Below are 15,689 nucleotides of genomic sequence, written 5' to 3'. Positions count from 1 at the left end.
GTGCCGCGCGCGCCGGCGCGCTGCGATGCCGCTTTCCTGCGGATTTTTTCGATATAGGGCTTGCATAAAGCGTCTGCAGTCTCTATAATCGCTTTTCTCTTGGCCCGGTAGCTCAGTTGGTAGAGCAGCGGATTGAAAATCCGCGTGTCGTTGGTTCGATTCCGACCCAGGCCACCAAATTCGAAGGGCTTGCGCACATCGCAAGCCCTTTTTGCGTTTGAACGAAAACGCTGCCCGATGATGGGTATCACGTCCCGGCGATAGCGACGCGGGCCGGCGCGGTTCAAAATCGCGTGACATATCCCGCACGCGGGCTGCCCGAGAGGTGGCCGCAGGCGCGTGCCCCGGCCCCCGTCGCCCTGACGGCGAGGGCGATACTGCTAGCGCATGATCATGACGACAAGCACCGATTCCGCTTTGGTTCTGTTCTCCGGTGGACAGGATTCGACCACCTGCCTCGCGTGGGCGCTGTCGCGCTATGCGCGCGTCGAGACGCTGGGCTTCGATTACGGCCAGCGTCACGGCGTGGAGCTTGAGTGCCGCACCGACGTATTGGCCAAGCTGCGTGAGCGTTTCCCGCAGTGGGCGCCGCGCCTGGGCGACGACCACATGATCGATCTGTCGATCCTGGGTCAGATCAGCGAGACTTCGCTCACGCGAGATACCACGATTGCGATGGCGGCAAATAATCTGCCCAATACCTTCGTGCCCGGCCGGAATCTGCTGTTTCTGACGATTGGTGCGACTATTGCGTATCGGCGCGGTTTGCGCGTACTGGTCGGCGGGATGTGCGAGACCGATTTTTCGGGCTACCCCGACTGTCGCGACGACACCATGAAGGCGCTGCAGGTCGCGCTCAATCTGGGTATGGATCAGCGCTTTGTCGTCGAGACTCCGCTCATGTGGATCGACAAGGCCGACACATGGCAGATGGCGCAGGATCTGGGCGGGGAGTTGCTCGTCGAGACCGTGCGCGAAGACACACACACGTGCTATCTGGGCGAGCGCAGCGTGCTCCATCCGTGGGGCTACGGTTGCGGCGAGTGTCCGGCGTGCCAGTTGCGCCAGCGCGGCTACGAGCAGTGGCGCGCACGCAGTAACGATCAGGATCGCGGCGCGGCCTGATGCTTCGACTATCGAGAGAATCATGACGTACGCAGTCAAGGAAATCTTCTACACCTTGCAGGGCGAGGGCGCGAATGCCGGCCGCCCGGCGGTGTTCTGCCGGTTCGCAGGGTGCAACCTGTGGACCGGTCGCGAAGAGGACCGTGCTGACGCCGTCTGCCAGTTCTGCGACACCGACTTTGTCGGCACCGACGGCGAAAATGGTGGCAAATACCGCACGCCGGCCGATCTTGTCGCGCAGATCGTGGCGTTGTGGCCGCAGGGCGACCGTGCGCACCGGTTCGTCGTGTGCACTGGCGGCGAGCCGCTGCTCCAACTCGACGCCCCGCTCATCGAGGCGCTGCACGCCGAGGGTTTTCGCATTGCCGTCGAGACCAACGGTACACAAGCCATTCCCGAAGGCATCGACTGGGTGTGCGTAAGCCCGAAAGCCGATGCGGAGATGGTGGTCACGCGCGGCGACGAGTTGAAGGTGGTGGTGCCCCAGGATCGTCAGCGTCTGGCCGATTACGAAGCGCTCGATTTCCAGCACTTCTATCTCCAGCCGATGGATGGCCCGCTGCGCGACACCAATACGAAGCTGGCGATCGATTACTGCAAATCGCACCCGCGCTGGTCGCTGTCGATGCAGACGCACAAATATCTGAATATTCCCTGAGCCGTTGCCGTGATTACGATTACCCGGAAACTCGAATTCGATGCGGGCCACCGCATTCCCGATCACCGAAGCCAGTGCCGCAACCTGCACGGGCATCGCTACGTGCTCGAGATCACGCTCGCGGGCGAGGTGAGCCGCGAGAGCGGTGCGTCCGATAACGGCATGGTGATGGACTTCGCCGACGTGAAGGCGCTTGCCAACGAACACCTCGTCTCGGTGTGGGATCACGCGTTTCTCGTCTACGAAGGCGACACGGCCGTGCGAAACTTCCTTGAGACGATGCCCGATCACAAGACGGTGATCTTCGATCGCGTGCCGACTGTCGAGAATCTGGCCGCTGCGGCCTTCGACAAGCTGAGCAGTGTCTTTGACTCACACTACGGTCACGACCTGCGGCTGGTGCGCTTGCGCCTGTACGAGACACCGAATTGCTGGTCGGAAGTCACGGCATAAGTCTCGGTGTCAGTGTCGGTCGTTGTGTCGGCATGTGTCGGCAGTACGGCATTTGTTCGCGCCGCCAGCGGAATTGTGGCGACGTCACTCGAATTGACTGGGATGCTGCCTGCTGCGGGACGAATTCTGACGCCCCGCCGCCGTATTCGGCAATCGACAACCCCCCTCATCACCCGCTTCCGGGCGCGCCCACCGCGGACTCTCCGCCGCCATATAGCCCGCCGAGTGTCGAGTGGATGTCGCGCAAGGCTATCCGGATTCGGCTGTCTGAGGCTGAGTGGGCCAGTGCCTTTCGACCCTGCCTCCTGCGTGCCAACGCGCTATGATGCGGCTGGCGCAACGTAAATCACAGGGGACTCCACACATGAAGACGCTGCTGCGCGGCTTGCTGGCCGCATTCCTGCTTTCGGCATTTGCTCTGCCTGCCACGTCGGCGTTCGCGCGCGACAAGGTCGTGTATCACATCAACGACGCCGAGCATCAGGCGCTGGCCGCATTGCGCAATGTTCGCAATCAGCTCGATACTGCGCCGGATACCGACGTCGTGGTCGTCGCTCATTCGCAAGGGGTCGATTTCCTGATGGAGAGCTACAAGGATGCTGCGACTGTCGGACCGCTGATCTCGGCGCTGCATGCGCGTGGCGTCAAGTTCGAGGTGTGTGAGATCACGCTCAAGCAGCGCAATCTGAAGAAAGATCAGTTTGTGCTCGACGCCGATTTCACGCCCTCCGGCGTGGTCGAACTCACGCGCTTGCAGCAGAAGGGCTACGCGTACATCAAGCCGTAAGCCGGCGACGCTCTGCAATAAAAAACCCCGGCCGAGTGCCGGGGTTTTTCATTCATGGACGTCTGAAAGACGCCGGATACGAGCGGCACGGGCGAGTCTTTTTCATTTGGCGCACAATAGGCGCAAGCCCGCCCCCGGAGGTTTGTCATGTCGCCGTCTTTCGCCATGCGCCGGCTGCTTGCCGGTTTCGCCGTCACGCTCGCCGGTGTGGCGTGCCAGCCGATCCCCTACGCGGTGGCAGCCGCTCAGGCCCCCGCGCAGACACTGACCGATCAGGCCGTGCATCACTATGAAGCGGGGCAGCAATCGCAGGCGCTCGAGGAATTCCGCCGGGCGGCCGAACAGGGCAATCGTCTGGCGCAGTTCGACTACGCGATGATGCTGCTCAACGGCGAAGGCGGCACGCCCGATCCGGACGGCGCCGTGCATTGGCTGGAGCGTGCCGCGAACGCGGGCATGACGCAAGCGCAATACGTCTACGGCAAGATGTTCGACGACGGCTACGTCGTCGGCAAGTCGATTCCGCAGGCCAATCTCTGGTACGAGAAGGCGGCCCGGCAAGGACATGTGCAAGCGCAGGCAGCCATTGCCAACGAGTACTTCATCGGGCGCGGTGTCCCCAAAGATTACAAGGCAGCATTCGGCTGGTACGAGAAGGCGGCGCGCGGTGGCGATCTGCCGTCGCAGTACATCGTGGCGAGCTATTACGAACGCGGCTATGGGGTAGTGACCCCCGATCTCGAACGAGCGCGCCTGTGGTACGAAAAGGCCGCTGCGCAGGGCGATGTCGCGGCACAAGGCAAGCTTGACGCCATGAATCGGGAGCGCGCGCAGCCGTCGTCTCCCGCCCCGGCGCCGACTCGCTAAGGCCATGCCCAAAAACAATGACGGCAGGGCGCTGGCCCTGCCGTCATTGTTTGGTGCTGTGGTGTGGTGCTGCGGCGCTGCGATATCAGCGCGCCGTCAGCTTTGCATCAGCCGCTTCTCGCGCGCGACACTCATCAGAATGCCGACCCCGAGGCCGAGCGTCACCAACGCGGTACCGCCGTAGCTCATGAACGGCAGCGGCACGCCGACCACTGGCAGAATGCCGCTCACCATCCCCATGTTCACGAAGGCGTAGGTGAAGAAGATCATCGTGACGGACCCGGCCAGCAGCCGCCCGAACAGGGTCGCGCCAGACGCCGCGATCATCAGCCCGCGCGCTACCAGCAACAGATACAGTACCAGCAGAACGCCTTCGCCGATCAGCCCGAATTCTTCTGCGAACACGGCGAAGATGAAGTCGGTGTGCTTTTCAGGAATGAACTCGAGGTGAGCCTGCGTGCCCTTGAGCCAGCCCTTGCCCATGGTTCCGCCCGAGCCGATAGCGATCACCGATTGAATCGTGTGAAAGCCCTTGCCGAGCGGGTCCGTCGTCGGGTCCAGCAGCGTGCACACGCGGTGCTTCTGATAGTCGTGCAGGATGTGCCATTCGACATCCGGCTGACAGATCTTGTCTTCGAGTGCGAGGATCGTACCAATGCCGAGCACGCCGGCGATGAGCACCGGAAGAATGAGCTTCCACGACAGGCCGGCCAGATAGATCACATAGAGGCCCGCCGCCGCCACGAGCAGGCCCGTGCCAAGGTCGGGCTGCTTCGCGATAAGCCCGACCGGCACACCGAGCAGCGCGAGTGCCGCCAGGTAATCGAACCAGCGGATGTTGCCTTCGCGCTTCTGGAAATACCACGCGAGCATCAGCGGCATGGCGATCTTCATGATCTCGGACGGCTGGATCACCATGCCGACGTTCAGCCAGCGCTTCGCGCCTTTCTTCGTGAGCCCGAACATCGCCACCGCAATGAGCAGCGCGACACCCGCCGTGTAGAGGGGCACGGCGAACTTCATCAGCGTTTGCGTTGGCATCATCGCCAGCACCCACATCAGCATGAACGTGAGCACGATGTTGCGGATCTGGTCTTCGACGCGGCCGGGCACGTCGATACTGGCGCTGTAGAGCGTGACCAATCCCACACACAGGAGCAGGAAGACGATCAGTGCCAGTGGCTTGTCGAAGCCGACGAACAGGCGCTTGACCTGCTCTTTCCACGTATGTTTGTCGAGCGCCATCATGGCGTTCCTCCTTGCGCGCCTTGTGCGCGGATCGCGGCGCGGTGGCGGGCCTCGTCGGCGACGGTCGGGCTGACAGCCGGTTGACGCTGCGGGGCGGGCTTGGGCGTTGCCGGTGCTGCCGGAGCGACTGGCGCCCCCGGTGCTGCAGCGGTTGCCGCGGCAGGCGGCATACGCGCCACGCTCGCGGGGGCGCCGGCGGTCCGGCTGCCGAGGTCGGCGGCGCTGGCGGGCGGGGCGTCGGGGGCGGCAGACACGCCCGGCGCAGATGCCGACGCCTGCAACGCTGCCGCTTCCGCAGCGCGCTCCTTCGGTTCGTCGATGAGATAGTAGTCGAGCAGACGGCGCGCGACCGGACCAGCCTGTGCGCCACCCCAACCGGCATTCTCGACGATCAGCGCAATGGCGATCTTCGGGTCGTCGGCGGGCGCGAAGGCAATGAATAACGCGTGGTCGCGCTTGAACTCGGGAATCGCATTGTGGTTGTACTTCTCGTTCTTGCCGAGCGAGTAGACCTGCGCCGTACCGGTCTTGCCGCCCGCTTCGTACGGCGCCCCTGCGAACGCCTGACGGCCTGTACCTTCCTTGATCACACCCACCATGGCGCGTTTGACGAAGTCAATGTCCGCCTGCTTGTACGGCAGCCGCGCGCTCTCGTGCGGCACGGTCAACTGACGCGCGTGCGAGACCGGGTCTTCGACGGCCTTGACCAGGTGGGGCTTCATCACCACGCCGTTATTGGCCAGCGTGGCCGTGGCGTGCGCGAGTTGCAGAATCGTGAACGAGTTGTAACCCTGACCGATACCCAGACTGATCGTTTCGCCGTCGTACCACTTCTGCTGCGCGGGCTTCTTGTACGCCTTGCGCTTCCATTCGGTCGACGGCAGAATGCCGCGCGCTTCGCCTTCGATATCGATGCCCGTCAACTGGCCGAAGCCGAGCGGCGCCATGAAATCGTGAATGGCGTTCACGCCGAGGTCGTGCGCGAGCATGTAGTAATACGTGTCGTTCGACACCACGATCGAGCGATACATGTCGATCCAGCCCTGACCGTTGCGAACGTCGTTGCGGAACGTGTGGTTGCCCAGCGTGAACGAGCCCGTATCCTGGAAGCCCCAGTTGGTCGTGCGCTTGCCGAGTTCAAGTGCGGCGAGCGCCATGAAGGGCTTGTACGTCGAGCCGATCGGGTAGGTGCCGCGCAGCGGCCGGTTGAGCAGCGGGCGGTCGGGCGAGTTGTTCAGGGCGTCCCAGTTCTGCTGATCGATGCCTTCGACGAACATGTTCGGATCGAAGCTCGGCGCCGAGACGAACGCAAGCACATCGCCCGTCTTCGGCTCGATGGCGACGACGGCGCCACGGCGTCCGGCAAAGGCCTGCTCGGCCACCTGCTGAAGCTTGATGTCGATGGACAGCACGAGGTTGTCGCCCGGCGTGGCGGGCGTGCGCGAGATCGTGCGCACCGGACGGCCGCCCGCGGTCACTTCGATTTCCTCGAAACCGGTGATGCCGTGAAGCTGGGTCTCGTAACTCTGCTCGACACCGATCTTCCCGATGTAGTCGGTGCCCTTGTAGTTATTCACGTCGCGGCGAATGTCGTATTTGGCGCTATCGCTGTCGTTCTCGTCGCTCATCGCTTCGATGCGCTGCCGATCGCGTTGCGAGATTCGGCCGATGTAGCCGATCACGTGCGCGGCCGTCTCGCCGAGCGGGTACTGACGGAACAGACGGGCGTGCACATCCACGCCGGGGAACCGGAAGCGCTGGGCGGTAAAGCGGGCGACTTCCTCGTCGGTCAGGCGCGTACGGATCGGCAGGCTCTCGAAGCTCTTGCTGTCGTCCATGAGCTTCTTGAAGCGGGCGCGGTCGCGCGGCGTGATCTCGATCACGTCGGACAAATCAGTGATGAGGTCTTCGAGCGGCCGGCCGATTTTCGAGGGCGTGATTTCCAGCGTGTACGCGGAGTAGTTGCGCGCGAGCACCACGCCGTTGCGATCCATGATCACGCCCCGGTTGGGCACGATCGGGGCAAGCGAAACGCGATTTTCGTCGGCTTGCAGCGCGTACTGATTGTGACGGAAGACCTGCAGATAGACGAAACGCACCGCGAGCAGGCTGAAGCAGATCAGCACGAAAAGCGCAGCCGCCGTCACCCGCAGATGAAACGTCTGCAGTTGTTGCTGGGGATTCTTGAACTCGGTCATGCTGGCTGGGCGGGCAGGGCTCGGTGGCGCGATCGTACGGGCGTGGGGCCCATCAGATCGGACGCGTGTCGTCGCGGTCGACGGCGCGTTTCTGAGGCGCCAACAGCAAAATACTGATCACCGGCCAGAGCAAGGCTTCGACGAAGCTTGCCGCGAGCGGCCACCAGCCCGGAAATGCCGCGCCGGTCGCCAGACGAATAATGAACGGTACCACGTGGGCGAGCAGCAGCAGCGGCAGGACCGTCAGCGCTTGCCCGAGCAGTGTGAAGAACAGCACGCGGCGGTGAATCATGATCGCCCCGTACGACAACAGCGTGTAAGCGAGCGCGTGCTCGCCGAGCAGGCCGGCGTTGTGCACGTCCATGAGCAGCCCGACGAGAAACGCCACGCCCATGCCCACCTTGCGCGGCTGGTGAATGTTCCAGAACATCAGCACGAGCGCCACGAAGTCGGGCATGGCCGGGGCATGACCCCAGGGCATCAGGTTCACCAGAAACGCCACCACGAGACTGAGCGCGATGAAGTACGGATTGACCGGCAGCAGAATGTATTGCGGTCGTGACATGTCGATTCCTCAATGACCCTTTCGGACAGCCGGCGCGTGCTTCGGATCGGCACGCGTGGCGCCCTTCTGGCCGGGCTTTTCGCCGCTTGCCGACGGATCGGAGGCGCGTGCGAGATCGGCGGCGGCGTCCGGATGCAGCGCGAGCGGCGTGGTGTATTGCAACACCAGCACCTGACGCTGGCTGCGCAGATTGGCCACCGGTTGGCAGAGAATGCGCGCGAACGCGGTATCCGAGACGCGATCGACCTTGGTAATACGGGCCACGGGCAGGCCAGCGGGGTAAATGCCGTCAAGACCGCTGGTGGCGATCTCGTCGCCCACCTTGACGTCGGCCGACAGCGGAATGAACCGCAGGTCGAGCACGTCGCCGCGCAGTCCGCCGTAGATCACGCTATGCACGCCGCTGCGCGTGACCTGCACGGGCACCGCCTGCTCCTTGTCGGTGAGCAGCGTGACTTCGCTTTGCAGCAGGAATACTCGTGAGACCTGACCAAGCAGGCCCTGTTCCGTGACGACCGGCGCACCGAGTTTTACGCCGTGTTTCGTGCCGCGATCGATGACCACGCGCTGCGTGAACGGGTCGCGGGTGTCGTATTCGATTTCGGCGGGAATGCTGGGCACGGGCAGGCGCTCGCGCAGCGCGAGCATCTGACGCAGATGTTCGTTCTCGGCGACCAACTGGTTGTTGCGCTGGGCCTGCACGGAGAGTTCGAGATTTTGTTCGCGAAGCGTGCGGTTCTCGCCCGTGAGTTGCGATTCGGTCGAGAAGAAGCCCGCCACGCCGAGAATGGCGTCGCGAGGTAACAGCATCATGCGTTGCACCGGATAGAGCGCGGTGCCGACAACGGCCCGAACCCGTTCCAGCGTGTTGTAGTGCGAGTCGACCACGAGCAGGCCGATGGCGAGCGCAACGAAACAGATCAGCCGGGCCAACGCCGACGGTCCCTGTTTGAACAGTGGCGGCGGACTGTACTGCATGGTGGGCCCTTCAGGGAAGCACGCGCAGCGAGCCGCTGCGGTGCGCGAATGGTGTCAGTCGGGTGCGACGGAACCGCATGACGGCAGGTTCCGTGCGCGTGGTCTTGCTGCGTGGTGTGCCGTTCCGGGCGAGGTGTGGAAGGGATTGCCCCGCCGCGCCGGACGACAAACCACGCACGTTGGCTTACTCGTAGGAGAAGATGCTGCCGAGCTTGTCCATGCGCTCGAGCGCCATGCCCGAACCGCGCACCACGCAGGTCAGCGGGTCTTCGGCCACGAGCACCGGCAGGCCGGTTTCTTCCGCGAGCAGGCGATCCAGATCGCGCAGCAGCGCGCCGCCGCCCGTGAGCATCATGCCACGCTCGGCGATATCGGCCCCCAGTTCCGGCGGGGTCTGTTCCAGCGCGATCTTCACCGACGACACGATCTGGTTGAGCGGATCGGTCAGCGCTTCGAGGATTTCGTTGCTCGAAATGGTAAAGGCGCGCGGAATCCCTTCGGAGAGGTTGCGGCCCTTCACTTCCATTTCCTTGACTTCCGAACCCGGGAAGGCGGAACCGATTTCTTTTTTGATCGCTTCGGCGGTCTGCTCGCCGATCAGCATGCCGTAATTGCGGCGGATGTAGTTGACGATGGCTTCGTCGAACTTGTCGCCACCGACGCGCACCGAACCCTTATAGACGATACCGCCCAGCGAGATCACGCCCACTTCGGTCGTGCCCCCGCCAATGTCGACGACCATCGAGCCCGTGGCTTCCGAGACCGGCAGACCGGCGCCGATGGCGGCGGCCATCGGTTCTTCAATCAGGTACACCTGCGAGGCGCCGGCACCGTGTGCGGCTTCCTTGATGGCGCGGCGCTCCACCTGGGTCGATCCGCACGGCACGCAAATGATGATGCGCGGCGACGGCGAGAACAGGCGCGACTCGTGCGCCATCTTGATGAACTGCTTGATCATCTGCTCCGTCACCGTGAAGTCGGCGATCACGCCGTCCTTCATCGGGCGGATAGCCTCGATGTTGCCCGGCACCTTGCCAAGCATCTGCTTGGCTTCCTTGCCAACGGCTTGAATCGTCTTCTTGCCGCTCGGGCCACCTTCCTGGCGAATGGCGACTACCGACGGTTCGTCGAGAACGACGCCCTTGCCGCGCATGTAAATGAGGGTGTTGGCCGTGCCCAGGTCAATGGCCAGGTCGTTGGAGAAATAGCTGCGAAGAAAACCGAACATGCAAAATCCTGTGTTTGCGTGAGGCCGTCCCAATGGATGTGACTGGGACGGCTGCCTGTCATCTGGGTTCCGGACTGTTCGCAAAAAAATCGCCAGGCGCCACGCGGCGGCTCGCGAAACATGCGGACAAACCGAGGAATGCTGTACCGGGCAGGAGGCGGGGCTGCCGTTATAAATCCGTCGCGTCAGGGTCTTCCAATGGACTGCGCGATCGTCTGTCGCACCCCCCGGACTCACCGTGGCCCACCTGCGCGACAGCGGCGAAGGGTGCAAAAACACGCTCCGACGCAAATTTAATGCGCAATGATACCTTATAATTTCGCAGGTTTTGCAGGAAAAACGAGCACGTTGACACCACATTCGACACCCTCGGCGTTTGGGCCGAGAGCCTTGTGGCACGGCGCGCCAGCCCTCCTGCGCAGCCCGGTGCACGGAGTAAAACAGCAGACGAGTCCGACCTCATCCGCGCATTCTCCGCATTCTGTCCCTAATATTGGCGTCATGTATGCATCCGGCTGCTCCCCAATGCGCATTTTTTCGGGATTTCTTCATGGCTTTGAATCTCTCAGACGTCAAACGTATCGCTCATCTCGCGCGTCTCGAGCTGGCCGATGACGAGGCGGCTCACATGGAAAAGGAGCTGAACGGCTTCTTCGCGCTCGTCGAGCAGATGCAGTCGGTCGATACGAAGGGCGTTGCCCCGCTTGCGCATCCGATCGAGCAAATTCAGGCAGTTGCCCAGCGGCTGCGTACCGATGTCGTGACGGAACTGGTCGACCGCGACGCCAATCAGCGTCCGGCCCCCGCCGTGCAGGACGGCCTCTATCTGGTGCCGAAGGTCATCGAATGAGTCCGGCGCGTTGCCCGGCGTCCGGCCCGGCCGGCGCTCGCGCAACGTATCGTCGCGCGCCACCGGCGCACCTCATTCCCTCAAGCGCTACACAGCAGCCACCATGGAACAAGATCTGATTCACTTGCAGGATTTGCGCGCCGCGCTCGACGCCAAGCGTGTCTCGAGCGTCGAGCTGACGCAGCACTATCTGGCGCGCATTGCCGCCGCTGCCGACCTGAACGCGTTTGTGCACGTCGACGCCGAGGCGAGCCTCGCGCAGGCGCGTGCCGCCGACGCTCGCATTGCCGCCGGCGATGGCGCGAACCAGCCCCTGCTGGGCATTCCCGTCGCACATAAAGACGTATTCGTCACGCGCCACTGGCGCAGCACGGCCGGCTCGCGCATGCTCGAGAACTACGTGAGCCCGTACGACGCCGCCGTGGTCGAGCGTCTGGCAGACGCCGGCATGGTCACGCTGGGCAAGACCAACATGGACGAGTTCGCGATGGGCTCGTCGAACGAGAACTCGTTTTACGGCCCGGTGAAGAACCCATGGGACACGCGCGCCGTGCCCGGCGGTTCGTCGGGTGGTTCGGCCGCGGCAGTGGCCGCGCGTCTCGCGCCGGTGGCTACCGGCACCGACACTGGCGGCTCGATCCGTCAGCCCGCCGCATTCTGCGGCGTGACCGGTATCAAGCCGACGTACGGCCGCGTGTCGCGTTACGGCATGATCGCGTTTGCTTCGTCGCTCGATCAGGGCGGCCCGTTCGGTCACAGCGCGGCGGATTGCGCGTGGATGCTGAACGGTATGGCGGGCTTCGACGCGCGCGACTCGACCAGCCTCGAGCGCGCCGACGAAGACTTCGCACGCGGTCTGGGCAAGCCGCTCGACGGCGCCACGGCAGACAAGCCGCTGGCCGGTCTGCGCATCGGTCTGCCGGCCGAATACTTCGGCGAAGGTCTCGACGCCGATGTGCGCGAAGCTGTCGACAACGCCTTGCGCGAGTTCGAAAAGCTTGGCGCGGTGCGTGTGCCGGTGTCGCTGCCCAAGACGGAACTGTCGATCCCGGTGTACTACGTGCTGGCCCCGGCCGAAGCCTCGTCGAACCTGTCGCGTTTCGACGGCGTGCGTTTCGGTCACCGCGCCGCCGAGTATCGCGATCTGCTCGACATGTACAAGAAGTCGCGTGCCGAAGGCTTCGGCACCGAGGTCAAGCGCCGCATTCTCGTGGGTACGTACGTGCTTTCGCACGGTTACTACGACGCCTACTATCTGCAAGCACAAAAGATTCGCCGCCTGATTGCACAGGACTTCCAGAACGCGTTCTCGCAATGCGACGTGATCATGGGCCCGGTGGCCCCGTCGGTCGCGTGGAACCTTGGCGAGAAGAGCGCCGATCCGGTGCAGATGTATCTCGCGGATATCTATACGCTGTCGGTCAGTCTGGCCGGTCTGCCGGGCATGAGCCTGCCGGTCGGGCCGGGCCGCGATGCGCGTCCGGTCGGCTTGCAACTGATCGGCAACTATTTCGACGAAGCCCGCCTGCTGCAAGTGGCCGACGCGTTCCAGCGTGCGACCGACTGGCATCAGCGCGCGCCGTCGGGCGTCTGATCATGAGCCGCCCGCGCGTGGTGATGTCTCTCGCCCCCGGTGGCTCGCGCATGGCTGCCCTGACCTTCAGGGGGCTGGCGCTTGCCGGCATGGTGCTCACGTTGGCGTCGTGCAGTCTGCCGTTCGGGCGGCCTACGCCGATCGCGTACCGCGAGATCAATCTGTCGGGCTATTGCTCGCAGACGGATGAGGACGGTTTTCGCGAACAGGCTACGCTCAAGGTGTCGGCCAATCAGGTGCAGACGCTTGACTGGCGTTTGTGGGTCGGCCAGCGCGGGAGCTGCCACTTCAATCTGGCGGATTTTCACCAGACGCAGTGGCGCCCGAGCATTGAGCTGCGGGCGAACAGCGGGAGTTGCAAGCTGCTCATCTGGCAGGACCCGGGCAACGTGACTATCGGGCATGCGAACTGCGAGGCGTATTGCACGCCGGGCATCTACGAGAACGCCTGGCCGGTGAGTTTCGATCCGCACTCGGGCATTTGCGCGGCGGACACACGCAGATAAGCGCCGGAACATTCGGGCGAACAGGAACAGGCCGGAGCGTCACCCCAGCGGGGGGCGACCGGCGGCAAGGGCAGGGCGAATACGCCATGCCGACAAGTTGAGACAGGGTGAACCTTATGCAATGGGAAGTCGTTATTGGTCTGGAGACGCACACACAGCTCTCCACCGCTTCCAAGATTTTCTCGGGCGCATCGACGCAGTTCGGCGCGGCCCCCAACACGCAGGCCTGTCCCGTGGATCTGGCGCTGCCGGGCGTGTTGCCGGTGCTCAATCGCGGTGCGGTCGAGCGCGCGATCGAGTTTGGTCTGGCCATCGGGGCAACGATTGCGCCGCGCAGCATCTTCGCGCGCAAGAATTACTTCTACCCTGATCTGCCGAAGGGCTATCAGATCAGTCAGTACGAAATTCCGGTGGTGCAGGGCGGCACGCTGAAGATTCAGGTCGAAGCGGATGCCCGCACCGGCCGCGAAGCGTATGAAAAGGTCGTTACGCTCACGCGTGCCCACCTTGAGGAAGACGCAGGCAAGTCGCTGCACGAAGACTTCGCTGGCATGACCGGCATCGACCTGAACCGCGCCGGCACGCCGCTGCTCGAGATCGTGACCGAACCCGACATGCGTAGCGCGGCCGAGGCCGTGGCCTACGCGAAGGCTTTGCACGGGCTGGTGGTGTGGCTTGGCATTTGCGACGGCAACATGCAGGAAGGCTCGTTCCGGTGCGACGCCAACGTGTCCGTGCGTCCGGTCGGTCAGAAGGAATTCGGCACGCGCGCCGAGATCAAGAACCTGAACTCGTTCCGCTTCCTCGAAGAGGCGATTCAGTACGAAGTGCGCCGTCAGATCGAACTGATCGAAGACGGCGGCACAGTGGTGCAGGAAACCCGTTTGTACGATCCGGACAAGAAGGAAACGCGTTCGATGCGCAGCAAGGAAGATGCGCACGACTACCGTTACTTCCCGGATCCGGATCTGATGCCGCTTGTGATCGACAGCGAGTGGGTCGAGCGCGTGCGCGCCGCGCTGCCCGAACTGCCCGCCGGCATGCAGGCGCGCTTTGTCGAGTCGTACGGGCTGTCCGAGTACGACGCCGCCGTGCTCACGCAGTCGAAAGCTCAGGCCGCGTACTTCGAAGCCGTGGTCGCGAAGGCGGGCAAGGCAAGCGCCAAGCCGGCCGCCAACTGGATCATGGGCGAACTGTCGTCGCTGCTCAACCGCGAAGACATCGGCATTGCCGAAAGCCCGGTATCGAGCGCCCAGCTTGCGGGTCTGCTGGCGCGTATCGCCGACAACACGATTTCCAACAAGATTGCGAAGGAAGTCTTCCAATTGATGTGGGAAGAGCGTGCCACCGACGACGGCGCGGCAGACCGCATCATCGAAGCGAAGGGGCTCAGGCAGATCACCGACACGGGCGCGATCGAGAAGATCATCGACGAAGTACTGGCCGCCAACGCCAAGTCCGTCGAAGAGTTCCGCGCCGGCAAGGAGAAAGCGTTCAACGCACTGGTCGGTCAGGCGATGAAGGCAACCAAGGGTAAGGCCAACCCGGCGCAGGTCAACGAGTTGCTCAAGAAGAAGCTCGGCGCCTGACGAGGGTGGAGACTGCCGCGCATCGCGGCACTCCCGAAGTATCAAACAAAAAGCGCGGTAGCCGGTTCGGCGCCGCGCTTTTTTTGCCCTCCCCGCAAATTGCGCGATACTGCCGCATAGCCTGCCACGAGGAGTTGCGATGTTCGAGAAATACCGGGTACCGCTGGGCAAGAAGCTCGACCTGTCGGACTACGATCCGGCCGACAAGCCATTTTCCGGCGACAGCAAGGACGACGACAAGGCGCGCATGGCCGAACTGGCGCTCAAGCTCGACGAGTTGCAGACCATTCTGCACGCCAACAGCAAGCATCGGGTCCTGCTCGTGTTGCAGGGCATGGATACCAGCGGCAAGGACGGCACCATTCGCGCGGTGTTCCAGAACGTTGACCCGTTGGGCATTCGCGTGGCCAACTTCAAGTCGCCCACGCCCATGGAGCTGGCGCGCGACTTTCTGTGGCGTGTGCACATGGTGGTGCCCGCGGCAGGCGAGCTGGTCATCTTCAATCGCAGCCATTACGAAGACGTGCTCATTACGCGCGTGCACGACTGGATCGACGACGACGAATGCAAGCGCCGCTACGCGCACATCAACAACTTCGAACGCCTGCTGGCGGACAACAACACGCACATCATCAAGTGCTTCCTCCATATCTCGGCGGAGGAGCAGCGCAAACGGCTTCAGGAACGTATCGACGATCCGAACAAACACTGGAAATTCGAGCTGAACGATCTCAAGGAACGCAGTTTCTGGCCGCAATACACGAAGGCCTACGAGGCGGCGTTATCGGCCACCTCGACGGAAGATGCGCCGTGGTATATCGTGCCTTCCGACTCAAAACGCCACCGTAATCTGATGGTGGCCGAGTTGCTGGTGCAGGCGCTGAGCGAACTGAAGCTGTCGTATCCGCCCGGCAGGCCCGAACTCGCGGGCATGAAGGTGGAATGACGCAGTGCCGCATGGCATTCGAAGAAAAAAGAGCATGACGTGAACGGCCGTGGGTATCCACGGCCGTTTTGACAGAAGAAACAGGCGCGGCCGGGCG

General features: G+C 63.2%; 15 protein-coding genes and 1 tRNA gene. 11 read left to right on the top strand and 5 right to left on the bottom strand.

The window, feature by feature from the left end:
• The first annotated feature begins 101 nt into the window (after positions 1-101).
• The 6 genes from AT395_RS24045 (at position 102) to AT395_RS24020 (ending at position 3,890) form a co-directional block, all read left to right on the top strand.
• A tRNA-Phe gene (locus tag AT395_RS24045) sits at positions 102-177 on the top strand.
• A gap of 210 nt (positions 178-387) precedes the next feature.
• Positions 388-1,125: a 7-cyano-7-deazaguanine synthase QueC gene (gene queC, locus AT395_RS24040; RefSeq protein WP_042113886.1), complete on the top strand. Its 738-nt coding sequence runs from the start codon at positions 388-390 to the stop codon at positions 1,123-1,125.
• A gap of 22 nt (positions 1,126-1,147) precedes the next feature.
• Positions 1,148-1,783 (top strand): 7-carboxy-7-deazaguanine synthase, encoded by a 636-nt coding sequence (gene queE / locus AT395_RS24035; RefSeq protein ID WP_042113888.1) that lies wholly within the window; start codon positions 1,148-1,150, stop codon positions 1,781-1,783.
• 9 nt (positions 1,784-1,792) lie between these two features.
• Positions 1,793-2,236, top strand: a complete 444-nt coding sequence (gene queD / locus AT395_RS24030) for a 6-carboxytetrahydropterin synthase QueD (RefSeq protein ID WP_042113890.1) — start codon at positions 1,793-1,795, stop codon at positions 2,234-2,236.
• 364 nt (positions 2,237-2,600) lie between these two features.
• Positions 2,601-3,023: a DsrE family protein gene (locus tag AT395_RS24025; protein WP_042113892.1), complete on the top strand. Its 423-nt coding sequence runs from the start codon at positions 2,601-2,603 to the stop codon at positions 3,021-3,023.
• A 147-nt stretch (positions 3,024-3,170) separates the two neighbouring features.
• Positions 3,171-3,890 carry a tetratricopeptide repeat protein gene (locus AT395_RS24020; protein WP_042113893.1) on the top strand — a complete coding sequence of 240 codons (720 nt, stop codon included), beginning with the start codon at positions 3,171-3,173 and terminating at the stop codon, positions 3,888-3,890.
• Between the two features lie 96 nt (positions 3,891-3,986).
• Here the strand turns inward: AT395_RS24020 and rodA are convergent, their stop codons facing one another.
• The 5 genes from rodA to AT395_RS23995 form a co-directional block, all read right to left on the bottom strand.
• On the bottom strand, positions 3,987-5,135 hold the full coding sequence (rodA, locus tag AT395_RS24015; protein ID WP_042113896.1) for a rod shape-determining protein RodA: 1,149 nt from the start codon (positions 5,133-5,135) through the stop codon (positions 3,987-3,989).
• Positions 5,135-7,336, bottom strand: coding sequence for a penicillin-binding protein 2 (gene mrdA, locus AT395_RS24010; RefSeq protein WP_048628494.1), 2,202 nt, complete (start codon positions 7,334-7,336; stop codon positions 5,135-5,137). Before mrdA ends, rodA begins: the two co-directional genes overlap by 1 nt.
• 52 nt (positions 7,337-7,388) lie before the next feature.
• The gene (mreD, locus tag AT395_RS24005; RefSeq protein WP_010805639.1) at positions 7,389-7,901 is read right to left on the bottom strand and encodes a rod shape-determining protein MreD; all 513 of its coding nucleotides are present in this window, start codon (positions 7,899-7,901) and stop codon (positions 7,389-7,391) included.
• A gap of 9 nt (positions 7,902-7,910) precedes the next feature.
• Positions 7,911-8,879, bottom strand: coding sequence for a rod shape-determining protein MreC (gene mreC / locus AT395_RS24000; RefSeq protein ID WP_042113900.1), 969 nt, complete (start codon positions 8,877-8,879; stop codon positions 7,911-7,913).
• Between the two features lie 184 nt (positions 8,880-9,063).
• On the bottom strand, positions 9,064-10,107 hold the full coding sequence (locus tag AT395_RS23995; RefSeq protein ID WP_010805637.1) for a rod shape-determining protein: 1,044 nt from the start codon (positions 10,105-10,107) through the stop codon (positions 9,064-9,066).
• Between the two features lie 550 nt (positions 10,108-10,657).
• On the opposite strand from AT395_RS23995, the gene gatC reads away from it, so the two are divergent.
• The 5 genes from gatC (at position 10,658) to AT395_RS23970 (ending at position 15,592) form a co-directional block, all read left to right on the top strand.
• Positions 10,658-10,957: an Asp-tRNA(Asn)/Glu-tRNA(Gln) amidotransferase subunit GatC gene (gene gatC, locus AT395_RS23990; protein ID WP_042113901.1), complete on the top strand. Its 300-nt coding sequence runs from the start codon at positions 10,658-10,660 to the stop codon at positions 10,955-10,957.
• A 103-nt stretch (positions 10,958-11,060) separates the two neighbouring features.
• The gene (gatA, locus tag AT395_RS23985; protein WP_094067910.1) at positions 11,061-12,551 is read left to right on the top strand and encodes an Asp-tRNA(Asn)/Glu-tRNA(Gln) amidotransferase subunit GatA; all 1,491 of its coding nucleotides are present in this window, start codon (positions 11,061-11,063) and stop codon (positions 12,549-12,551) included.
• A gap of 23 nt (positions 12,552-12,574) precedes the next feature.
• Positions 12,575-13,057 (top strand): hypothetical protein, encoded by a 483-nt coding sequence (locus tag AT395_RS23980; RefSeq protein WP_042117665.1) that lies wholly within the window; start codon positions 12,575-12,577, stop codon positions 13,055-13,057.
• A 116-nt stretch (positions 13,058-13,173) separates the two neighbouring features.
• Positions 13,174-14,646, top strand: coding sequence for an Asp-tRNA(Asn)/Glu-tRNA(Gln) amidotransferase subunit GatB (gene gatB, locus AT395_RS23975; RefSeq protein WP_172417089.1), 1,473 nt, complete (start codon positions 13,174-13,176; stop codon positions 14,644-14,646).
• A 139-nt stretch (positions 14,647-14,785) separates the two neighbouring features.
• The gene (locus AT395_RS23970) at positions 14,786-15,592 is read left to right on the top strand and encodes a polyphosphate kinase 2 family protein (RefSeq protein ID WP_042113903.1); all 807 of its coding nucleotides are present in this window, start codon (positions 14,786-14,788) and stop codon (positions 15,590-15,592) included.
• The last annotated feature ends 97 nt before the right edge of the window (positions 15,593-15,689 follow it).

Origin of the sequence: Pandoraea apista (genome assembly GCF_001465595.2) — a bacterium.
GTDB classification, from domain to species: Bacteria; Pseudomonadota; Gammaproteobacteria; order Burkholderiales; family Burkholderiaceae; genus Pandoraea; species Pandoraea apista.
Note: the sequence above shows the minus strand (reverse complement) of the source record. Positions and strands in the feature narration are given on the sequence as shown.

Coding starts and splice junctions, on each gene's coding strand:
- queC (WP_042113886.1), top strand. CDS start 388: ATGATCATGACGACAAGCACCGATTCCGCTTTGGTTCTGTTCTCCGGT.
- queE (WP_042113888.1), top strand. CDS start 1,148: ATGACGTACGCAGTCAAGGAAATCTTCTACACCTTGCAGGGCGAGGGC.
- AT395_RS24025 (WP_042113892.1), top strand. CDS start 2,601: ATGAAGACGCTGCTGCGCGGCTTGCTGGCCGCATTCCTGCTTTCGGCA.
- AT395_RS24020 (WP_042113893.1), top strand. CDS start 3,171: ATGTCGCCGTCTTTCGCCATGCGCCGGCTGCTTGCCGGTTTCGCCGTC.
- rodA (WP_042113896.1), bottom strand. CDS start 5,135: ATGGCGCTCGACAAACATACGTGGAAAGAGCAGGTCAAGCGCCTGTTC.
- mrdA (WP_048628494.1), bottom strand. CDS start 7,336: ATGACCGAGTTCAAGAATCCCCAGCAACAACTGCAGACGTTTCATCTG.
- mreD (WP_010805639.1), bottom strand. CDS start 7,901: ATGTCACGACCGCAATACATTCTGCTGCCGGTCAATCCGTACTTCATC.
- mreC (WP_042113900.1), bottom strand. CDS start 8,879: ATGCAGTACAGTCCGCCGCCACTGTTCAAACAGGGACCGTCGGCGTTG.
- AT395_RS23995 (WP_010805637.1), bottom strand. CDS start 10,107: ATGTTCGGTTTTCTTCGCAGCTATTTCTCCAACGACCTGGCCATTGAC.
- gatC (WP_042113901.1), top strand. CDS start 10,658: ATGGCTTTGAATCTCTCAGACGTCAAACGTATCGCTCATCTCGCGCGT.
- gatA (WP_094067910.1), top strand. CDS start 11,061: ATGGAACAAGATCTGATTCACTTGCAGGATTTGCGCGCCGCGCTCGAC.
- AT395_RS23980 (WP_042117665.1), top strand. CDS start 12,575: ATGTCTCTCGCCCCCGGTGGCTCGCGCATGGCTGCCCTGACCTTCAGG.
- gatB (WP_172417089.1), top strand. CDS start 13,174: ATGCAATGGGAAGTCGTTATTGGTCTGGAGACGCACACACAGCTCTCC.
- AT395_RS23970 (WP_042113903.1), top strand. CDS start 14,786: ATGTTCGAGAAATACCGGGTACCGCTGGGCAAGAAGCTCGACCTGTCG.